Source organism: Escherichia sp. E4930 (genome assembly GCF_005845405.1).
Taxonomy (GTDB): Bacteria; Pseudomonadota; Gammaproteobacteria; order Enterobacterales; family Enterobacteriaceae; genus Escherichia.
Window position 1 is genome coordinate 116,733 of record NZ_VCDZ01000007.1, and the last position, 15,648, is coordinate 132,380.

The window sequence follows — 15,648 nt, forward strand, 5'->3', positions numbered from 1 at the left end:
CCCAGACTGAAGAATGCGACACAAGCTGTTTTTAAACAGAATAATAATTTCCGAAAATGATTAACACATAAACCATAAATATATAGTATATTCACGTTATTATTTATCGATTTTAGAAATCAATCATATCTGATAAACTTCACCACGTTTTAACCAGAATGGAAGCGAGGTTGGAAATGTCATTTGTATCATTTTTCAGACGTATTGCATTTGCGTATTATGATTATCGCTGCAAAGATACTGATATTGCAAAAAGTGAATTTGTAGTTATTCACATTCCCGATCAAATTGGGGATGCAATGGCTATTTATCCAATAATCCGATCGCTTGAAATGCATAAAATAAAACACTTATTGATTGTCACATCAACAATTAATAAATCTGTTTTTGATGCACTTCATCTGGAACAAACAAAATTAACATTGGTCAGTATGACAATGCAGGATCATGCCAGTATTAAAGAAATAAAAAAATTAGCAAAAAACATCAATGAACAATATGGAACTCCTGATCTTTGTATTGAAGCAATGCGCAAGAAAAACCTGAAGACGATGTTATTTATTAGTCACTTACGAGCCAATGCAAATTTACAGGTTGTGGGTTTAACGATGAAATGTTATTCACCGATATGTAAGTCAGCGTCGAAAATGGATCAGTCACTACGCGCCCCAGTACCGCTGACATGGGCCTTCATGATGCGAGAAGTAGGATTTCCGGCGCCCCCGCCCATATTTGAATTGCCCCTCAGCGAAATAGTGCTAAAAGAAGTACGTTGTGAGATGCATTCATTAGGTTCATATATTGCTCTTAATTTAGAAGGTAGCGTGCAAGCGAGAACATTTTCACTAACAATGGCACAAAAAATCATCGAGATGATTAAAATACAATCAGACATGCCAATTGTCATTGTTCATGGTCCGAAAGGTTCGGAAACAGCCCTGGAACTAACCCGGCATTTTGATAACGTTTATCATTTGTCGTTATCACCTTCAATAATGCGGTCTGCAGCAATCATAAGAGATGCCTTCCTTGCAATAACGCCAGACACATCTATTTTACACATGGCAAGTGCTTATAATGTTCCTGTCATCGCCGTGTATGCTGATTATAAGACTCGCTGGCCCGCCATGGCCGATATTTCAGAGACGATTGTGGTAGGAAAGGCTATTGATCATCTAAATTTGGATGAATTCAGCAATACGCTGAAAAGGATTATCGCGAAAATTTCAGTCACAGCGTAATGAAAGCTCTAACAAAAATTCGAACACTAAAGCACGCTTGCAGAAAAGCAAAAAGCCTGCTCGAAAGCAGGCTTTTTTGAATTTGGCTCCTCTGACTGGACTCGAACCAGTGACATACGGATTAACAGTCCGCCGTTCTACCGACTGAACTACAGAGGAATCGTGAGAACGAGGCGAATATTACTTAGCAGCGCAGCGAGTGTCAACACTAAAATTCGCAAGCCATTTCAATCGGTTAATTAAGCAACAAAATTTATATTTAATGAACATTTGGTACTGGATAGGTGTCTCGCCCACTGGCATTTCGTAGCCGTTGTAATGGATCCTGCTTATAAAATTGGCAGAAACGTTGCCACAGCGAGGGGAAGCGTGGAGCAAAAAGCTCCGGTGCACTAAAAAAGTATTCGGAAAGCACAGCAAAACATTCTGCAGGGTCACTGGCAGCATAAGCATCGATGCTGGAGGCATTTTCGCCCACTAACTCAATTTCTTCCTGAATATTATCCATCGCCGCATGAAGATCGTGTTCCCATCCTGCGACCTCACGTAAAGAAATAAAGGGAACTCCACTGGCGCGATCGCCATTTCGCGTATCCAGTTTATGTGCAACTTCGTGGATAATCAGATTAAAGCCCGAGGCATCGAAAGAATCTTGTATATCGAGCCAGTTCAGCACGATTGGGCCTTGCTGCCAGCTTTGTCCTGATTGAACGATACGTTGATTATGTACCAGTCCTATATCGTCTTCCCATTCATCGTCCACCACAAATGGCGCAGGGTAAATTAGCACTTCATGAAAACCATCCAGCCATTCCAGTCCAAGCTCCAGAACAGGCAAGCAGAAAAGTAAGGCGATGCGACTACTTTTCAATGCATCAAGTTCAAATCCTTGTAGCGGGACCAGTCTTTTTTGCTGTAAAAAACGTTCGGCAAGAGTGACTAGTTTGCTTTGCTCCTGCTCTGTCAGACATGTCAAAAGAGGTATCGCCAGAGCTTCCTTCCATGGCAGCGTATCTTCATGATCTGTTTCTTGTACTTTCCAGGGCCACTTAATCATCGTTTTGCTCGCAAACTCGTCACTTGAACAAAATTGCACGGACAGGGACTGTTAAAATGCCAAATTTCCTGGCATCATGGCAACCATCTGAACGGAGAGATGCCGGAGCGGCTGAACGGACCGGTCTCGAAAACCGGAGTAGGGGCAACTCTACCGGGGGTTCAAATCCCCCTCTCTCCGCCAATCATTCAAGCAATTAGCTCGCCTGGTGTCAGTGACACAAATCCCATTAGGATAATTCAAAAAAATACATCAGAAAAAAATAGCATCAGACGGGCATGCGTTGCTGCTTTAGCGTTCACATTTTTCTGTTCAACGCGGTTGTAATATGTAACTGCCCCCTCACGGCCCTTCGTCCTCAGTTCCTGGCATAAAAACATTTGCAGATACTTTCTGTCGCGGTAGTCTCATAAGGTTCGTTTATTGATCGACGGCAATGTGAGTTACCTTATCCATACTAATTATAAAAAGACAGTACAAACAGGATCACTATGGACTCCACGCTTATCTCCACGCGTCCCGATGAAGGAACGCTTTCGTTAAGTCGCGCCCGACGCGCTGCGTTAGGCAGTTTCGCGGGTGCCGTCGTCGACTGGTATGATTTTTTACTCTATGGCATTACTGCCGCATTGGTGTTTAATCGCGAGTTTTTCCCGCAGGTAAGCCCGGCAATGGGAACGCTCGCTGCATTTGCTACCTTTGGTGTCGGTTTCCTTTTTCGTCCGCTCGGTGGTGTCATTTTCGGCCATTTCGGCGACCGACTGGGGCGTAAGCGCATGTTGATGCTTACCGTCTGGATGATGGGCATCGCCACAGCATTGATCGGCATTCTCCCTTCATTCTCAACTATTGGCTGGTGGGCACCAATTTTACTGGTGATGCTGCGAGCTATTCAGGGATTTGCTGTTGGCGGCGAATGGGGAGGCGCTGCGTTGCTGTCCGTTGAGAGCGCGCCCAAAAACAAAAAAGCCTTTTACAGTAGCGGCGTACAAGTTGGTTACGGTGTAGGGTTACTCCTTTCAACCGGACTGGTGTCACTGATCAGTATGATGACAACTGACGAGCAATTTTTGAGCTGGGGTTGGCGCATTCCTTTCCTGTTTAGCATCGTACTGGTGCTGGGTGCATTGTGGGTGCGCAATGGCATGGAGGAGTCCGCTGAATTTGAACAACAGCAGCATAATCAAGCGGTAGTGCAAAAACGCATCCCGGTTATCGAAGCTCTGTTACGACATCCCGGTGCTTTCCTTAAGATTATTGCGCTGCGACTGTGCGAGTTGCTAACAATGTATATCGTTACCGCCTTTGCACTTAACTATTCGACCCAGAATATGGGGCTGCCGCGCGAATTGTTCCTCAATATTGGTTTGCTGGTGGGTGGATTAAGCTGCCTGACAATTCCCTGTTTTGCCTGGCTTGCCGATCGTTTTGGTCGCCGTAGGGTTTATATCACCGGCGCAATAATCGGAACGTTAAGCGCATTTCCTTTTTTTATAGCGCTTGAGGCACAGTCCATTTTCTGGATCGTTTTCTTCTCCATTATGCTGGCGAACATTGCGCATGACATGGTGGTTTGCGTGCAACAGCCGATGTTCACCGAGATGTTTGGTGCCGGTTATCGCTACAGCGGCGCTGGCGTCGGATATCAGGTTGCCAGCGTGGTAGGCGGTGGATTTACACCTTTTATTGCTGCTGCTCTGATTACTTATTTTGCAGGAGACTGGCATAGCGTCGCCATTTATTTGCTGGCAGGCTGCCTGATTTCCGCAATAACTGCGTTGTTAATGAAAGACAATCAACACGCTTGATAGCCTGGCGAAGATCGTCCGATCTTCGCCTTACACTTTTGTTTCACATTCCTGTGACATACTATCGGAAAAGCGGTAATTGTATGGAACAGGAGACACACATGAATAATAAGGGCTCCGGTCTGACCCCAGCTCAGGCACTGGATAAACTTGACGCGCTATATGAAAAATCTGTAGTCGCTTTACGCAACGCCATTGGCAAATATATTAAAAGTGGCGAACTGCCTGATGAAAACGCCCGAAAACACGGTCTTTTTGTCTATCCATCGCTGACCGTGACCTGGGACGGTAGCGCAACAAACCCTCCCAAAACACGCGCGTTTGGTCGTTTTACTCACGCTGGCAGCTACACGACCACCATCACCCGCCCTGCTCTCTTTCGTTCATATCTTAATGAACAATTAACTCTGCTGTACCAGGATTATGGTGCACATATTTCCGTGCAACCGTCAGAGCATGAAATTCCTTATCCCTATGTCATCGACGGCTCAGAGCTGACGCTTGATCGCTCAATGAGCGCCGGATTAACTCGTTATTTCCCGACAACCGAACTGGCACAAATTGGCGATGAAACGGCAGACGGCATTTATCATCCAACGGAATTCTCCCCGCTATCGCATTTTGATGCACGTCGGGTAGATTTTTCCCTCGCACGGTTACGCCATTATACGGGCACGCCAGTCGAACATTTTCAGCCGTTCGTCTTGTTTACCAACTACACACGTTATGTGGATGAATTCGTACGTTGGGGGTGCAGCCAGATCCTTGATCCTCATAGCCCCTACATTGCCCTTTCTTGTGCTGGCGGGAACTGGATCACCGCTGAAACCGAAGCACCGGAAGAAGCAATTTCCGACCTCGCATGGAAAAAACATCAGATGCCCGCATGGCATTTAATCACTACCGATGGTCAGGGTATTACTCTGGTTAATATTGGCGTGGGGCCGTCAAATGCCAAAACTATCTGCGATCATCTGGCGGTGCTGCGCCCGGATGTCTGGTTGATGATTGGTCACTGCGGAGGATTACGTGAAAGCCAGGCTATTGGAGATTACGTACTTGCGCATGCTTATTTACGCGATGACCACGTTCTTGATGCGGTTCTGCCCCCCGATATTCCTATTCCGAGCATTGCTGAAGTACAACGTGCACTTTATGACGCCACCAAACTCGTCAGCGGCAGGCCGGGTGAGGAAGTTAAACAGCGGCTACGCACTGGAACTGTAGTAACCACTGATGACAGGAACTGGGAATTACGTTACTCAGCTTCTGCACTTCGTTTTAACTTAAGCCGGGCCGTAGCAATTGATATGGAAAGTGCAACCATTGCCGCGCAAGGATATCGTTTCCGCGTGCCATACGGGACACTACTGTGTGTTTCAGATAAACCGTTGCATGGTGAGATTAAACTTCCCGGTCAGGCTAACCGTTTTTATGAAGGCGCAATTTCCGAGCACCTGCAAATTGGCATTCGGGCGATAGACTTGCTGCGCGCAGAAGGCGACCGACTGCATTCGCGTAAACTGCGGACCTTTAATGAACCACCGTTCCGATAATGAGTTCAGATCCTTTGCGTCAGGAAAAGATGTGAAGGATTTGATTAAGTAACAAAGCAAAAAGCCCGCTATAAAAGCGGGCTTTTCAGAAATTTGGCTCCTCTGACTGGACTCGAACCAGTGACATACGGATTAACAGTCCGCCGTTCTACCGACTGAACTACAGAGGAATCGCGAGAACGGGGCGAATATTAACGATGCCCATCCACAATGTCAAAGCCTGTTTTTTAATTTTGAATTCGTTTGCTGAAATAATCTGCGCTTTGTCGTTTATTCCGACACACCTGGCTTTTTTTCATACTATTTATGCTCAGAACGAGGGTATTTCCATAGCCATCGCCCTGTCACCATTCGCCAGTAAAACAGCACAGCCCGCACGGCCCAGTCGGCAAACATCCCCATCCAGACGCCAACCACACCCCAGCCAAGCATGATTCCCAACATATAACCGACTACTACCCGGCATCCCCACATGCTCAGCATAGAAACCCACATGGCGTAGCGTGCATCTCGGGCACCTTTAAAACCAGCAGGTAGTACCCAGGAGGCAGACCAAATCGGCATAAATAAAGCATTCAACCAAATCAGAATCACAACGACATGTTTAACCTGCGGATCCTGGGTATAAAACGACGCCATAATCCCGGCAAAGGGGGCGGTTAACCAGGCTATTGCCGTTAATCCAATAGTGGACAGCCAGAACACATGCCTCAATTGAATTTCTGCTTGCGCTCTTTGCCCTACCCCCAACCTTCGACCCGTAATGATTGTAGAAGCTGAACCAAGTGCACTTCCTGGTAAATTGATAAGAGCCGCAATCGAAAAAGCGATAAAATTCCCGGCGATAACACTCGTCCCCATCCCGGCAACGAACATTTGTGTTAATAACCGGCCACTGGTAAATAATACGGATTCCACACTTGCAGGAATACCAATCCCCATTACTTCCCAGATAATGCTGAAATTCAATGGTTTAAAATAGCTCTTTAACGAGATCCGTAACGCAGGATTAAAACCAATCGCCAGAACCCACAAAATGGCGACTGCGCCAATATAACGGGAAATAGTTAATCCCAGCCCTGCCCCGACAAACCCTAACCCCTGCCAGGAGAAAAGACCGTAAATCAATATGCCGCTAATGATGATATTAAGGATATTCAGGCTACCATTTATAAGAAGCGGTATTTTCGTATTCCCTGCGCCGCGAAGTGCTCCGCTGCCAATCAAGGTGATTGCCGCCGCAGGATAACTGATGACGGTCAGTTCCAGATAAGTCAGCGCCAGTGCTTTTACCTCCGGTGTGGCCTCACCTGCAACAAAATCGATAATTTGCTCACCAAAATGATGAATAAGCGCTGCCAACAGTACGGCAAACAATGTCATGATCACTAATGACTGCCGTGTCGCTACCCTCGCTCGCCGTCGATCACGCTTACCGAGACTAAATGCCACAACGACTGTAGTACCAAGGTCGATAGCTGCAAAAAAAGCCATAATGACCATATTGAAACTGTCCGCCAGCCCAACGCCTGCCATTGCATCTTTTCCCAGCCAACTGACCAGAAACGTGCTCAGTACGCCCATCAACAGGACACAGGCATTCTCCATAAAGATAGGAACAGCAAGCGGGGTTATCTCACGCCAGAACAACACCTTGTAGCTCTTACGTTTTGCGTGCCAGCGAGTGCCATGAACAATCTGGCGTAAAGCTGAGGAGATATTCAAAACTGACCTTAATTGCAGAAAGTGAAACCACATTTCAAATAATGAGGGAGAATCAGCAAAGCTGCAAAGATTTTCGCCAGCAAATTGTCTGCAAATGCAACAAACTGTTGATAGAAACGGCAAACGGTTGAGAAATTTAAAAATCAGGTTTGACAAAAGATTTTTCGCCGTTAAGATGTGCCTCAACAGCGATTCCTCTGTAGTTCAGTCGGTAGAACGGCGGACTGTTAATCCGTATGTCACTGGTTCGAGTCCAGTCAGAGGAGCCAAATTTCTGAAAAGCCCGCTTTATAGCGGGCTTTTTGCTATATCTGATAATCAATTTCCTCTTCACTATTTTCCATCACCTGTCGCTTAATATCCTCAACCGACAGTCCTGCATTGCACAGTTCCAGAAAACGCCAGACATAGTTACGCTGTAATTGTCCTCGTTTTAGTCCCAACCAGACGGTATTAGCATCGAAAAGATGGCGCGTTTCCAGACGAATTAAATTCTCTTCCTCTCGTTCGCCACTGGATTGTTCTGCTACTAATCCAATCCCCAGGCCAAGGGCTACGTAGGTTTTGATAACATCAGAATCCTGTGCACTCAATACAATATCTGCCAACAAACCTTTGCGGGCAAATGCGTCATCAATCCGCGAGCGACCAGTAATCCCCTGTCGGTAAGTGATCAACGGCCACTTCGCTATTGATTCCAGCGTCAATGGCGTAATTTTTGTTAAGGGATGATTATCTGGAACGAGCAAACTATGATGCCAACGAAACCACGGGAAGGCGACGAGTTGCGGATCATTGCTCAGACGCTCACTGGCGATGCCAATATCGGCCCCGCCATTTTGCAGCAACGTCGCAATTTCCTGTGGTGTTCCCTGGATAAGCTCAAGCCGCACTTCCGGGAAAAGTTCGCGAAAGGCTTTAATGACCTTTGGCAAGCTGTAGCGTGCCTGAGTATGCGTCGTTGCGATAGTGAGAACGCCAGATGTATCGTTGGTAAAGAGATCGGCAAGTCGACGAACATTACTGGCTTCATTCAGAATGCGTTCTGCAATTACCAGCAATGCTTTGCCCGGTTCAGTCATACCAAGCAGTCGTTTGCCCCGACGAACGAATATTTCTATACCAAGCTCATCCTCCAGCTCTCGAATATGACGGCTTACACCTGACTGTGAGGTAAAAAGCATATTCGCAACCTCTGTCAGGTTGTAATCCTGACGTGCAGCCTCACGGATTATCTTTAGTTGTTGGAAATTCACGGTAAACTCCGGGCAGATCAGACATTCCGCTATTGTTAAAGTCTAACGCCCGGCATAACAAATAATAAAAACCCGCATCTTATTCCATCCAGATATAACGTTTAGCTAACCAATTGCCATTGTCTTTTTTCCATGACTGGAGGACTGATCACTGACAATAACAGCTCTTTCACTGCTTGTGCCTGTGGCGACAGTTTTGCTCTGGCAGGTAAATTTAATGACAAGGAGAGACTCATTGACGGTGTGGTAATACGTGACATCCATCCGTTAACTGCGTCACATAACGAGCGCGCGGCTGATTCGGGTAACACTGCAACCCCCATGCCGCTGGCAATCGCTGCGGTAAGCGTGGCGATAGACTCAATTTCACCGATGACTTTTGCCGTGAGTCGCCGTAAAGAAAAAGCCTCATCAACGCGGAGTCTTACGGCACTGTAATCGCCGGGAAGAAAGAGATTCATTTGTGCTATAGCATTAACATCAACGCTTTGCCCTGGAAAATCCTGAGTTCCGACAAGAAAAAGATCTTCTTTTAACAAAGCCTGGCTGGATACGCCTGCCACAGGGGAATGCTCGTAAATTACCGCCATATCAAGCTGGCTATTTATAAGTTTATCGTTAAGAACAGCGCCGCTGTTTTCATGTAGATAGATAATCACTTCCGGAAATTCGGCACGTACCGCCTGTAATAAGGGCATGGTGATAGACGACGCGGCGGTTCCTGGCGCAAAGCCAATTGAGACTTGACCCGATAATGTCTGACCTACGTTATGAACTGCCAGTTGGGCCTGTTCACACTGACGTAAAATTGCCCGCGCATGGGTATAGAGAATTTTTCCGGCATCTGTTGGAGTAACGCCACGTTTAGTGCGAATCAAAAGTTGTTGATCCAGCTCGCCTTCCAGTGTGGCGACCTGCTGACTGAGCGCAGGCTGCGCGATATGCAACACTTCAGCAGCCTGGGTCAGGCTACCAATGTCTACAATTTTTACGAAGTATTTCAGGCGTCTGAAGTTCATGTTGCCTCCGGTTTTTAAGAATCGGCCCAAGTGCCAGTATTACTCACAACCAGATTGCAAGATGCTTGCCAGTTTAAGTTTGGCGCTAACGCGAAAGCTAATCGCCTGTCAAATAAGAGATTATGATTGTTTTGTCCTTTCGTCTGGGTTACAGAACGAGTGTTCATTGCCCCATAAAAGGATGGCATGCACTACAATGGAACATTACAAAAAAGATTGAATGTTCATCGCTTTGTCGAAATTGCCAGCAAACGAACAAAAAAATGCATTTCCCCCTTTGACATCGCGGAACGCTGCCATTAATATGCGCCCCGTTCACACGATTCCTCTGTAGTTCAGTCGGTAGAACGGCGGACTGTTAATCCGTATGTCACTGGTTCGAGTCCAGTCAGAGGAGCCAAATTCAAAAAAAACCTGCTTTCGAGCAGGTTTTTTGCTTTCTACGTAACAACTATTTTAAAACATCTGCCTGGAACCAGAATTAACTTGCACAGGCATTCCCGATCGACGTTGCAACGCAGCATTTGCGCGATTCACATCAACTTCTTGCCCGTTGATAAATGCCTGCAATGAAGGCGTTACCGGCAATGGCACTTTTCTGTCGGACTCATATTCCCCCCGATTGCGCGATAACGGTTCATGAACTTCCAGCCACTTTGAGCCATCCAGTTCCGTTGTGTATTTCACCGGCTGATCGATAATTTGCACGCGCGTCCCGACTGGAACATTATCGAACAAATACTTTATGTCATCATTGCGCAGACGAATACAGCCCTGACTCACCCGCAAGCCAATGCCAAAATTGGCATTAGTTCCGTGGATGGCATAAAGCCGACCAATATAGATGGCATAAAGCCCCATAGGATTATCGGGACCCGCAGGGACAAATGCTGGCAGGCTCTCCCCTCGTTTTGCATATTCGCGCCGAGTGTTCGGCGTTGGCGTCCAGGTTGGAGCTTCTTGTTTACGTTCAACGGCAGTCACCCAATTGCGCGGCGTTTCACGCCCGGCCTGACCAATGCCGATAGGAAACACTTCCACAGTATTTGTGTCCGGCGGATAGTAATAAAGACGCATCTCAGCGACGTTAACCACAATCCCTTTACGAACAGTGGCGGGCAAAATCAGTTGCTGCGGAATGGTAAGTTGCGAGCCAGACTTCGGCAAGAAAACATCAGCACCCGGATTCGCTTCCAGCATATTACTCAGACCTTGCCCGTACTGTGCAGCAAAGGTTTCCAGCGGCTGGGTATTGTGATCAGGAACCGTTATTGTCAGTGGTTGCCCTACTAAACGGCTACCCTCCGGAGGGAGTGGGTAAGTTACCGCCAGACTATTATGGCTGGCAAAAAGCAGAACAAATGAACAAAGAATATTTACACGACGCATCATGTCCCTTTCCTAAGTCGCGAAAGCTATCCGATAAGTATAGCTTTTATCTGACTTTTCGTTTTTAACTGTTCAATTCAGAAGTCGTCTTTCCCGGTAGAACAATATTACTGGCGGCAAGTTCACCCATGTTGCTGTATATCGCGCAGGCGGCTTCGATGATGGGCATCGCCAGCGCTGCGCCACTCCCCTCACCTAAACGCATTTCCATATTGAGATAAGGCTCCAGCCCCAAATGTGACAGCGCTATACGCGCCCCTTTTTCTGCCGACAGGTGAGAAGGAATGAGATACGGTTTGATTGCAGGACACATCCGGCAGGCGGCAAGTGCAGCGGCGTAAGAAAGAAATCCATCCAGCAACACGGGTAAACCGCAGGAAGCGGCACCTAACATTACGCCAGCCATTCCGACCAAATCAAACCCACCGACTTTGGCCAGCACATCAATACCATCCTGTGGATTCGGTTGATTCACTGTTATTGCCCGACGAACAACATCAACTTTATGAGCCAGTTTATCTGTCGGCAGGTTTGCGCCAATACCGACCACTTCTTCAGGATCGCGTCCAGTAATCGCACTGACTATCGCAGCTGCCGGTGTGGTATTTGCCATCCCCAGTTCACCCACACCAAACAGCGTGACGCCATTTCTCGCTAACTCGCGCGTATATTGTATGACGTCCAGAAGTAACGCTTCAGCCTGACAGGGGCTCATTGCCGGACCCGAGGCAATATTACCGCTACCTCGTGCGACACGCATGTTAATAAGCCCAGGGATAGGCTCAACGGTATCAATCCCAACATCAAGCACGTGAACTTTAGCGCCCGCTTGTGCTGCCAGCACACACACCCCAGTTGTTCCACGTGTCATATTTTCAGCCTGGATGGCTGTCACTGCTTTCGGAGAAATAGCGACACCTTCCTCCCAGACACCATGATCGGCACACATAACCAGCACTGCTTTTTGGCCCACATGAGGCACACCATTCAGTCCCGGCATTCCTGCCAGTTGTACGGCAAGCGCCTCCAGTCTTCCCAGACTACCGACAGGTTTGAGTAACCCATCAATATACCGTTGGGTACTCGACATAGCGGCAGGATCGATGGCAGGGATCGTATTCAATAATTCGGCGAGTGTTTGCATGTAACGTCTCCTCGGTAATCAGTCTTATAGCAGTGCCAGCAGGAAGACCAGTTCACCAAGTTCTATGGCTGCTCCCAGCGTATCGCCGGTTTGCCCGCCCAGAGTCCGTTTGAGAAGCTGACCGAGGACGAAAATCGCCACCATCGTCACCACCATAGCTGCCACACCATGCAAACCCGGCAATAATACGGCAGCAAAAATAGCGGCTAAACCGAGGGTGACACAGGTTTGTCGCCCGTCAATTTTGCCAATGAACACATTACCAAGCCCTTCTTCCCGGGCATAACAATGACGATACATCAACAATGCGGCAGTCCCACGGCTAACCGCACATGCTGCCGCCAGCGATGCAAGGATCGGTTCGCCACGCAGTGCCAACTCGCTTAGCACCAGAATCTTTGCCAGAACCACAAAAATCAGCGCCAGACCACCGTGAGTACCCAAACGGCTATCACGCATGATTTCCAACATGCGATCGCGGCTACGTGCAGAAAATACGCCATCACAGGTATCTGCGAGGCCGTCCAGGTGGAATCCCCCTGTCATCAGCGCCAGCACCAGCACACTAAACAGTGCCGCCAGCGGTACGCCACACCATGCCTGCAACGCCATGAAGACCAGTCCACTAATGGCGCCAAGCAATAAACCAATCAAGGGAAAAGTAATGATACCGCGAGAATAATGCTCGAAATCCAGCCCCTGGGACCAACGACGCGGTACAGGCAGACGCGAAATAAAAGAGAGCATCGCCCAAAATAATTTACTCATTTGATTTTTACTCCAATACCCGAAACCACCAGCCATACTTCATCTGCCGCAGCGGCCAACTGCTGATTTACCCGCCCGGCAATATCACGAAAATGTCGCGCCAGACGATTCTCCGGCACAATCCCCATGCCCACTTCATTGGTCACTAATACGACCTTTGCAGTACAACGTTGACAGGCGGCAATCAACGACTGAATCTCACCGTTAATCGCCTGCTCCATCGCGTCATAATCCCATTTTTCAGGATCTTTATCGCCGCCATATTCAAACAAAAGATTAGTCACCATTGTTGTAATGCATTCCAGCAATACGGCAGCCTGCGGATTAATGTCTGCGTTAATTAACTCATCAAGATTTTGCCAGCGTTCCACCGTGTGCCAGTGCGCCGGGCGGCCTTGCCGATGGTGTTCAATCCGTGCGGCCATCTCATCATCAAAAATTTGCGAAGTAGCGATATACAGGACCTGTGGAGTGTCCCCAATAAGCGCCTCGGCGTGCCGGCTCTTCCCGCTCCGTGCGCCCCCCGTCACCAAAATCATCATACGGACTCCCGGTTCAATTGTATGATGGTATTCATTGACCAGAGCAATGGATGTTCCACTGTTACTGACCGTAATAACATTTCTTCGATTAATACTGCGCGTATTAAAAATAAAAATCCAGCATTCTCAATCCATTACGAATGAGGGAGGCATTGTGAAATAGCCCGATTTCCCTGCGTTAACGACCGACGAAATGTGTCATTAGCAACGGTTTCTCTGAATTGACACATTTCATTCAGATAATGGATTAACGCTACAGCCCCACCAGCCGTGCCATTCAGCAAACGAGCATTGTGCTCTGCTATTAAGATTACCGTCACGCCATCAGGCAGAGGGAGCCTTTCTGGTATGAGTGTCCCGCTTTCAGCAATCAATAACAGCACTGAATAATCACTATACGCATCTGATAATGATTGTTCTGGCCCACCGTTAAAAGGCAGGAAACCTTGCTGCCAATCCTCACCGACAAAACAGGTAATAGGCAACATTTCAGCCAGATGTTTAGCGAGTTCAATATCGCCAGATGAGAGGCAAAAAAGAGCTATCGATTCAGGTTTTATCGTTTTCATGACCACCACCCTCCGCTTAGTTTCCTGTAATAACGGTCAGGTTGATATGCCACAAAAAAAGATTGCCACACCATAAGTGCAGCCCTGGCGCCTGTCGACACGACGATGAATGAAATAAATGCTGCCGCCATCCCCTGATCCTTTCAGGGTGGTAGGGGTATAAAGACGCGCCAGTGCTCAACCGGGCGCTTCCAGACAACCCACTTCCCACCGAAGTTGTTGGTATTAACTGACAGGCTGGTCTTCTGGCTTAGCGTCATCCTCCCCCGGCCTTCCCGATCTCACGATCAGTGGCATTTTCGGGGTTGTCAGCATTACAGCAGCGGGGGCTGCGAGGGATTTCCACCCTCTTCCCAGGCACAAATGTGCCAAACCTGTCAGCGTATGTTATGAGCCGATTTCAATTTTCCCATAACACGTAAATGAATTATTACTGCCAGAGTATATTTAATCATCCCTCATTTTTTACATTGAATTTATGCCGTTTCCGCAGCCGTATTTTCGCCAATTTGCTGACGGTATACCTGCGGCGTTACCTGATAGGTCTGTCGAAAAACTTTGCAAAAATAACTGGTTTGAGAGAAGCCTAAATTACGCGCAATGCTGGCGATGCTCCAGTCACTATGGCACAGCAACTCTCGGGCGCTGGCCATGCGTTGTTGGTTTACCCATGCATTAAAACCAATTCCATGATATTTCTTAAACAATTTACTGAAATAATAAGGGCTTAGATAAACATGCGAGGCAACATCTTCCAGGCGTAAATCGTCTGATAAATGCGCATCAATATAGCGCAATGCTTTTTTCATTTTATTATCGTGGGGATTAGACGCACGGGTCTGACGAACTGAATCCGAATGAGGTTTATTCTCTTTAATAACGACAAAATTGAGTTGCTTTTTGAGGCAATTTTCCACAATCAGCTTCAACAAATCAGCAGAGGCCATAACTCGCGAGTAATCCATCTCCGGGACTTTGCGAAATTCATTAAGTAATTCGGGATCTGCTTGCCAACGATCATCGACATTCAGAATATCGATCAAATCGACATCACCATTACGCAGGCGGACTTGTCCACACAACACAAAACCGACTAAATGCCCGGCAATCACCAAAGGAATAGAGAAATCAGTTAATCCTGCATGGCAACGGTAAATACAAGGTTGATCGGATTTAGAAGCTTCCAGACCTCCACAACGATCGCTCATGCGGCAGCGAGTGCTAAGCTGTGGATGTTGCCGCATCATCTGACAAAACGGGGTGAAGTTAAAAAGTTCGGAAATTTCATCACCGTGGATATTGACCACGACAACCGCAAGGCTGGTCGCCTGCGCAAAATCCTGCGCGATTTTATTAATGAGTTCTGAATTAAGTGTCGCCGCAGAAATCATGATAAAACCTCCCAGTTAATTTATTGTTATTGTAAAAACAATTGTTTTACATTTAATCTTCACATCATCCCTGATGATTTACTGACGAGAAGCACAAAGGACAATAACAAAAGCCTCCATGAAGCGGGAGACTTTTTAATAAGTTCGGAAAGCAGATCACAAACAGTAAAAAAATAAACGTTT

At 47.3% G+C, this 15,648-nt stretch carries 13 protein-coding genes, 5 tRNA genes and 1 riboswitch; of the genes, 6 read left to right on the forward strand and 12 right to left on the reverse strand.

Features of this window, described 5'->3' with window-relative positions:
* Window positions 1–176 precede the first annotated feature (176 nt).
* Window positions 177–1,241, forward strand: a complete 1,065-nt coding sequence (locus FFT88_RS10855; RefSeq protein ID WP_135405213.1) for a glycosyltransferase family 9 protein — start codon at window positions 177–179, stop codon at window positions 1,239–1,241.
* An 83-nt stretch (window positions 1,242–1,324) separates the two neighbouring features.
* On the opposite strand, the gene FFT88_RS10860 is transcribed toward FFT88_RS10855, so the two are convergent.
* Both FFT88_RS10860 and mtfA read right to left on the reverse strand, forming a co-directional pair.
* A tRNA-Asn gene (locus FFT88_RS10860) sits at window positions 1,325–1,400 on the reverse strand.
* A 100-nt stretch (window positions 1,401–1,500) separates the two neighbouring features.
* The gene (gene mtfA / locus FFT88_RS10865; RefSeq protein WP_130216435.1) at window positions 1,501–2,298 is read right to left on the reverse strand and encodes a DgsA anti-repressor MtfA; all 798 of its coding nucleotides are present in this window, start codon (window positions 2,296–2,298) and stop codon (window positions 1,501–1,503) included.
* Between the two features lie 93 nt (window positions 2,299–2,391).
* Between mtfA and FFT88_RS10870 the strand changes: the two genes are divergently transcribed.
* The 3 genes from FFT88_RS10870 (at window position 2,392) to amn (ending at window position 5,662) form a co-directional block, all read left to right on the forward strand.
* Window positions 2,392–2,481, forward strand: a tRNA-Ser gene (locus FFT88_RS10870).
* 308 nt (window positions 2,482–2,789) lie between these two features.
* A complete protein-coding gene (shiA, locus tag FFT88_RS10875) occupies window positions 2,790–4,106 on the forward strand; it encodes a shikimate transporter (RefSeq protein WP_130257620.1) in 1,317 nt (438 codons plus the stop codon).
* Between the two features lie 101 nt (window positions 4,107–4,207).
* The gene (amn, locus tag FFT88_RS10880; protein WP_130208633.1) at window positions 4,208–5,662 is read left to right on the forward strand and encodes an AMP nucleosidase; all 1,455 of its coding nucleotides are present in this window, start codon (window positions 4,208–4,210) and stop codon (window positions 5,660–5,662) included.
* 94 nt (window positions 5,663–5,756) lie between these two features.
* On the opposite strand, the gene FFT88_RS10885 is transcribed toward amn, so the two are convergent.
* Window positions 5,757–5,832 (reverse strand) — tRNA-Asn (locus tag FFT88_RS10885).
* 130 nt (window positions 5,833–5,962) lie between these two features.
* A complete protein-coding gene (gene yeeO / locus FFT88_RS10890) occupies window positions 5,963–7,420 on the reverse strand; it encodes a toxic metabolite efflux MATE transporter YeeO (protein WP_302476340.1) in 1,458 nt (485 codons plus the stop codon).
* 160 nt (window positions 7,421–7,580) lie between these two features.
* On the opposite strand from yeeO, the gene FFT88_RS10895 reads away from it, so the two are divergent.
* A tRNA-Asn gene (locus FFT88_RS10895) sits at window positions 7,581–7,656 on the forward strand.
* 36 nt (window positions 7,657–7,692) lie between these two features.
* Here the strand turns inward: FFT88_RS10895 and cbl are convergent.
* Complete coding sequence (cbl, locus tag FFT88_RS10900; protein WP_130216429.1) at window positions 7,693–8,643, reverse strand: HTH-type transcriptional regulator Cbl; 951 nt, start codon at window positions 8,641–8,643, stop codon at window positions 7,693–7,695.
* A 101-nt stretch (window positions 8,644–8,744) separates the two neighbouring features.
* The gene (gene nac, locus FFT88_RS10905) at window positions 8,745–9,662 is read right to left on the reverse strand and encodes a nitrogen assimilation transcriptional regulator NAC (RefSeq protein ID WP_130216427.1); all 918 of its coding nucleotides are present in this window, start codon (window positions 9,660–9,662) and stop codon (window positions 8,745–8,747) included.
* A gap of 324 nt (window positions 9,663–9,986) precedes the next feature.
* Between nac and FFT88_RS10910 the strand changes: the two genes are divergently transcribed.
* Window positions 9,987–10,062, forward strand: a tRNA-Asn gene (locus FFT88_RS10910).
* A gap of 56 nt (window positions 10,063–10,118) precedes the next feature.
* Here the strand turns inward: FFT88_RS10910 and ldtA are convergent.
* The 6 genes from ldtA to pocR all read right to left on the reverse strand — a co-directional run bounded on the left by ldtA (window position 10,119) and on the right by pocR (window position 15,465).
* Window positions 10,119–11,054, reverse strand: a complete 936-nt coding sequence (ldtA, locus tag FFT88_RS10915) for a L,D-transpeptidase (RefSeq protein ID WP_135405091.1) — start codon at window positions 11,052–11,054, stop codon at window positions 10,119–10,121.
* A gap of 61 nt (window positions 11,055–11,115) precedes the next feature.
* Entirely contained in the window at window positions 11,116–12,195 is a 1,080-nt protein-coding gene (cobT, locus tag FFT88_RS10920) for a nicotinate-nucleotide--dimethylbenzimidazole phosphoribosyltransferase (RefSeq protein ID WP_135405088.1), read from the reverse strand.
* Between the two features lie 24 nt (window positions 12,196–12,219).
* Window positions 12,220–12,963, reverse strand: coding sequence for an adenosylcobinamide-GDP ribazoletransferase (gene cobS / locus FFT88_RS10925; RefSeq protein WP_135405086.1), 744 nt, complete (start codon window positions 12,961–12,963; stop codon window positions 12,220–12,222).
* Entirely contained in the window at window positions 12,960–13,505 is a 546-nt protein-coding gene (cobU, locus tag FFT88_RS10930; protein WP_130222270.1) for a bifunctional adenosylcobinamide kinase/adenosylcobinamide-phosphate guanylyltransferase, read from the reverse strand. Before cobU ends, cobS begins: the two co-directional genes overlap by 4 nt.
* A gap of 134 nt (window positions 13,506–13,639) precedes the next feature.
* The gene (locus FFT88_RS10935; RefSeq protein ID WP_135405084.1) at window positions 13,640–14,074 is read right to left on the reverse strand and encodes a cobalamin biosynthesis protein; all 435 of its coding nucleotides are present in this window, start codon (window positions 14,072–14,074) and stop codon (window positions 13,640–13,642) included.
* A 217-nt stretch (window positions 14,075–14,291) separates the two neighbouring features.
* Window positions 14,292–14,467: riboswitch (cobalamin riboswitch) on the reverse strand.
* 83 nt (window positions 14,468–14,550) lie between these two features.
* Window positions 14,551–15,465 (reverse strand): regulatory protein PocR, encoded by a 915-nt coding sequence (pocR, locus tag FFT88_RS10940; RefSeq protein WP_135405081.1) that lies wholly within the window; start codon window positions 15,463–15,465, stop codon window positions 14,551–14,553.
* Window positions 15,466–15,648: the final 183 nt, after the last annotated feature.

What these genes read in the sequence shown, in the direction of transcription:
- FFT88_RS10855 (WP_135405213.1), top strand. Translation starts at nt 177, where the DNA reads ATGTCATTTGTATCATTTTTCAGACGTATTGCATTTGCGTATTATGAT.
- mtfA (WP_130216435.1), bottom strand. Translation starts at nt 2,298, where the DNA reads ATGATTAAGTGGCCCTGGAAAGTACAAGAAACAGATCATGAAGATACG.
- shiA (WP_130257620.1), top strand. Translation starts at nt 2,790, where the DNA reads ATGGACTCCACGCTTATCTCCACGCGTCCCGATGAAGGAACGCTTTCG.
- amn (WP_130208633.1), top strand. Translation starts at nt 4,208, where the DNA reads ATGAATAATAAGGGCTCCGGTCTGACCCCAGCTCAGGCACTGGATAAA.
- yeeO (WP_302476340.1), bottom strand. Translation starts at nt 7,420, where the DNA reads ATGTGGTTTCACTTTCTGCAATTAAGGTCAGTTTTGAATATCTCCTCA.
- nac (WP_130216427.1), bottom strand. Translation starts at nt 9,662, where the DNA reads ATGAACTTCAGACGCCTGAAATACTTCGTAAAAATTGTAGACATTGGT.
- ldtA (WP_135405091.1), bottom strand. Translation starts at nt 11,054, where the DNA reads ATGATGCGTCGTGTAAATATTCTTTGTTCATTTGTTCTGCTTTTTGCC.
- cobT (WP_135405088.1), bottom strand. Translation starts at nt 12,195, where the DNA reads ATGCAAACACTCGCCGAATTATTGAATACGATCCCTGCCATCGATCCT.
- cobS (WP_135405086.1), bottom strand. Translation starts at nt 12,963, where the DNA reads ATGAGTAAATTATTTTGGGCGATGCTCTCTTTTATTTCGCGTCTGCCT.
- cobU (WP_130222270.1), bottom strand. Translation starts at nt 13,505, where the DNA reads ATGATGATTTTGGTGACGGGGGGCGCACGGAGCGGGAAGAGCCGGCAC.
- FFT88_RS10935 (WP_135405084.1), bottom strand. Translation starts at nt 14,074, where the DNA reads ATGAAAACGATAAAACCTGAATCGATAGCTCTTTTTTGCCTCTCATCT.
- pocR (WP_135405081.1), bottom strand. Translation starts at nt 15,465, where the DNA reads ATGATTTCTGCGGCGACACTTAATTCAGAACTCATTAATAAAATCGCG.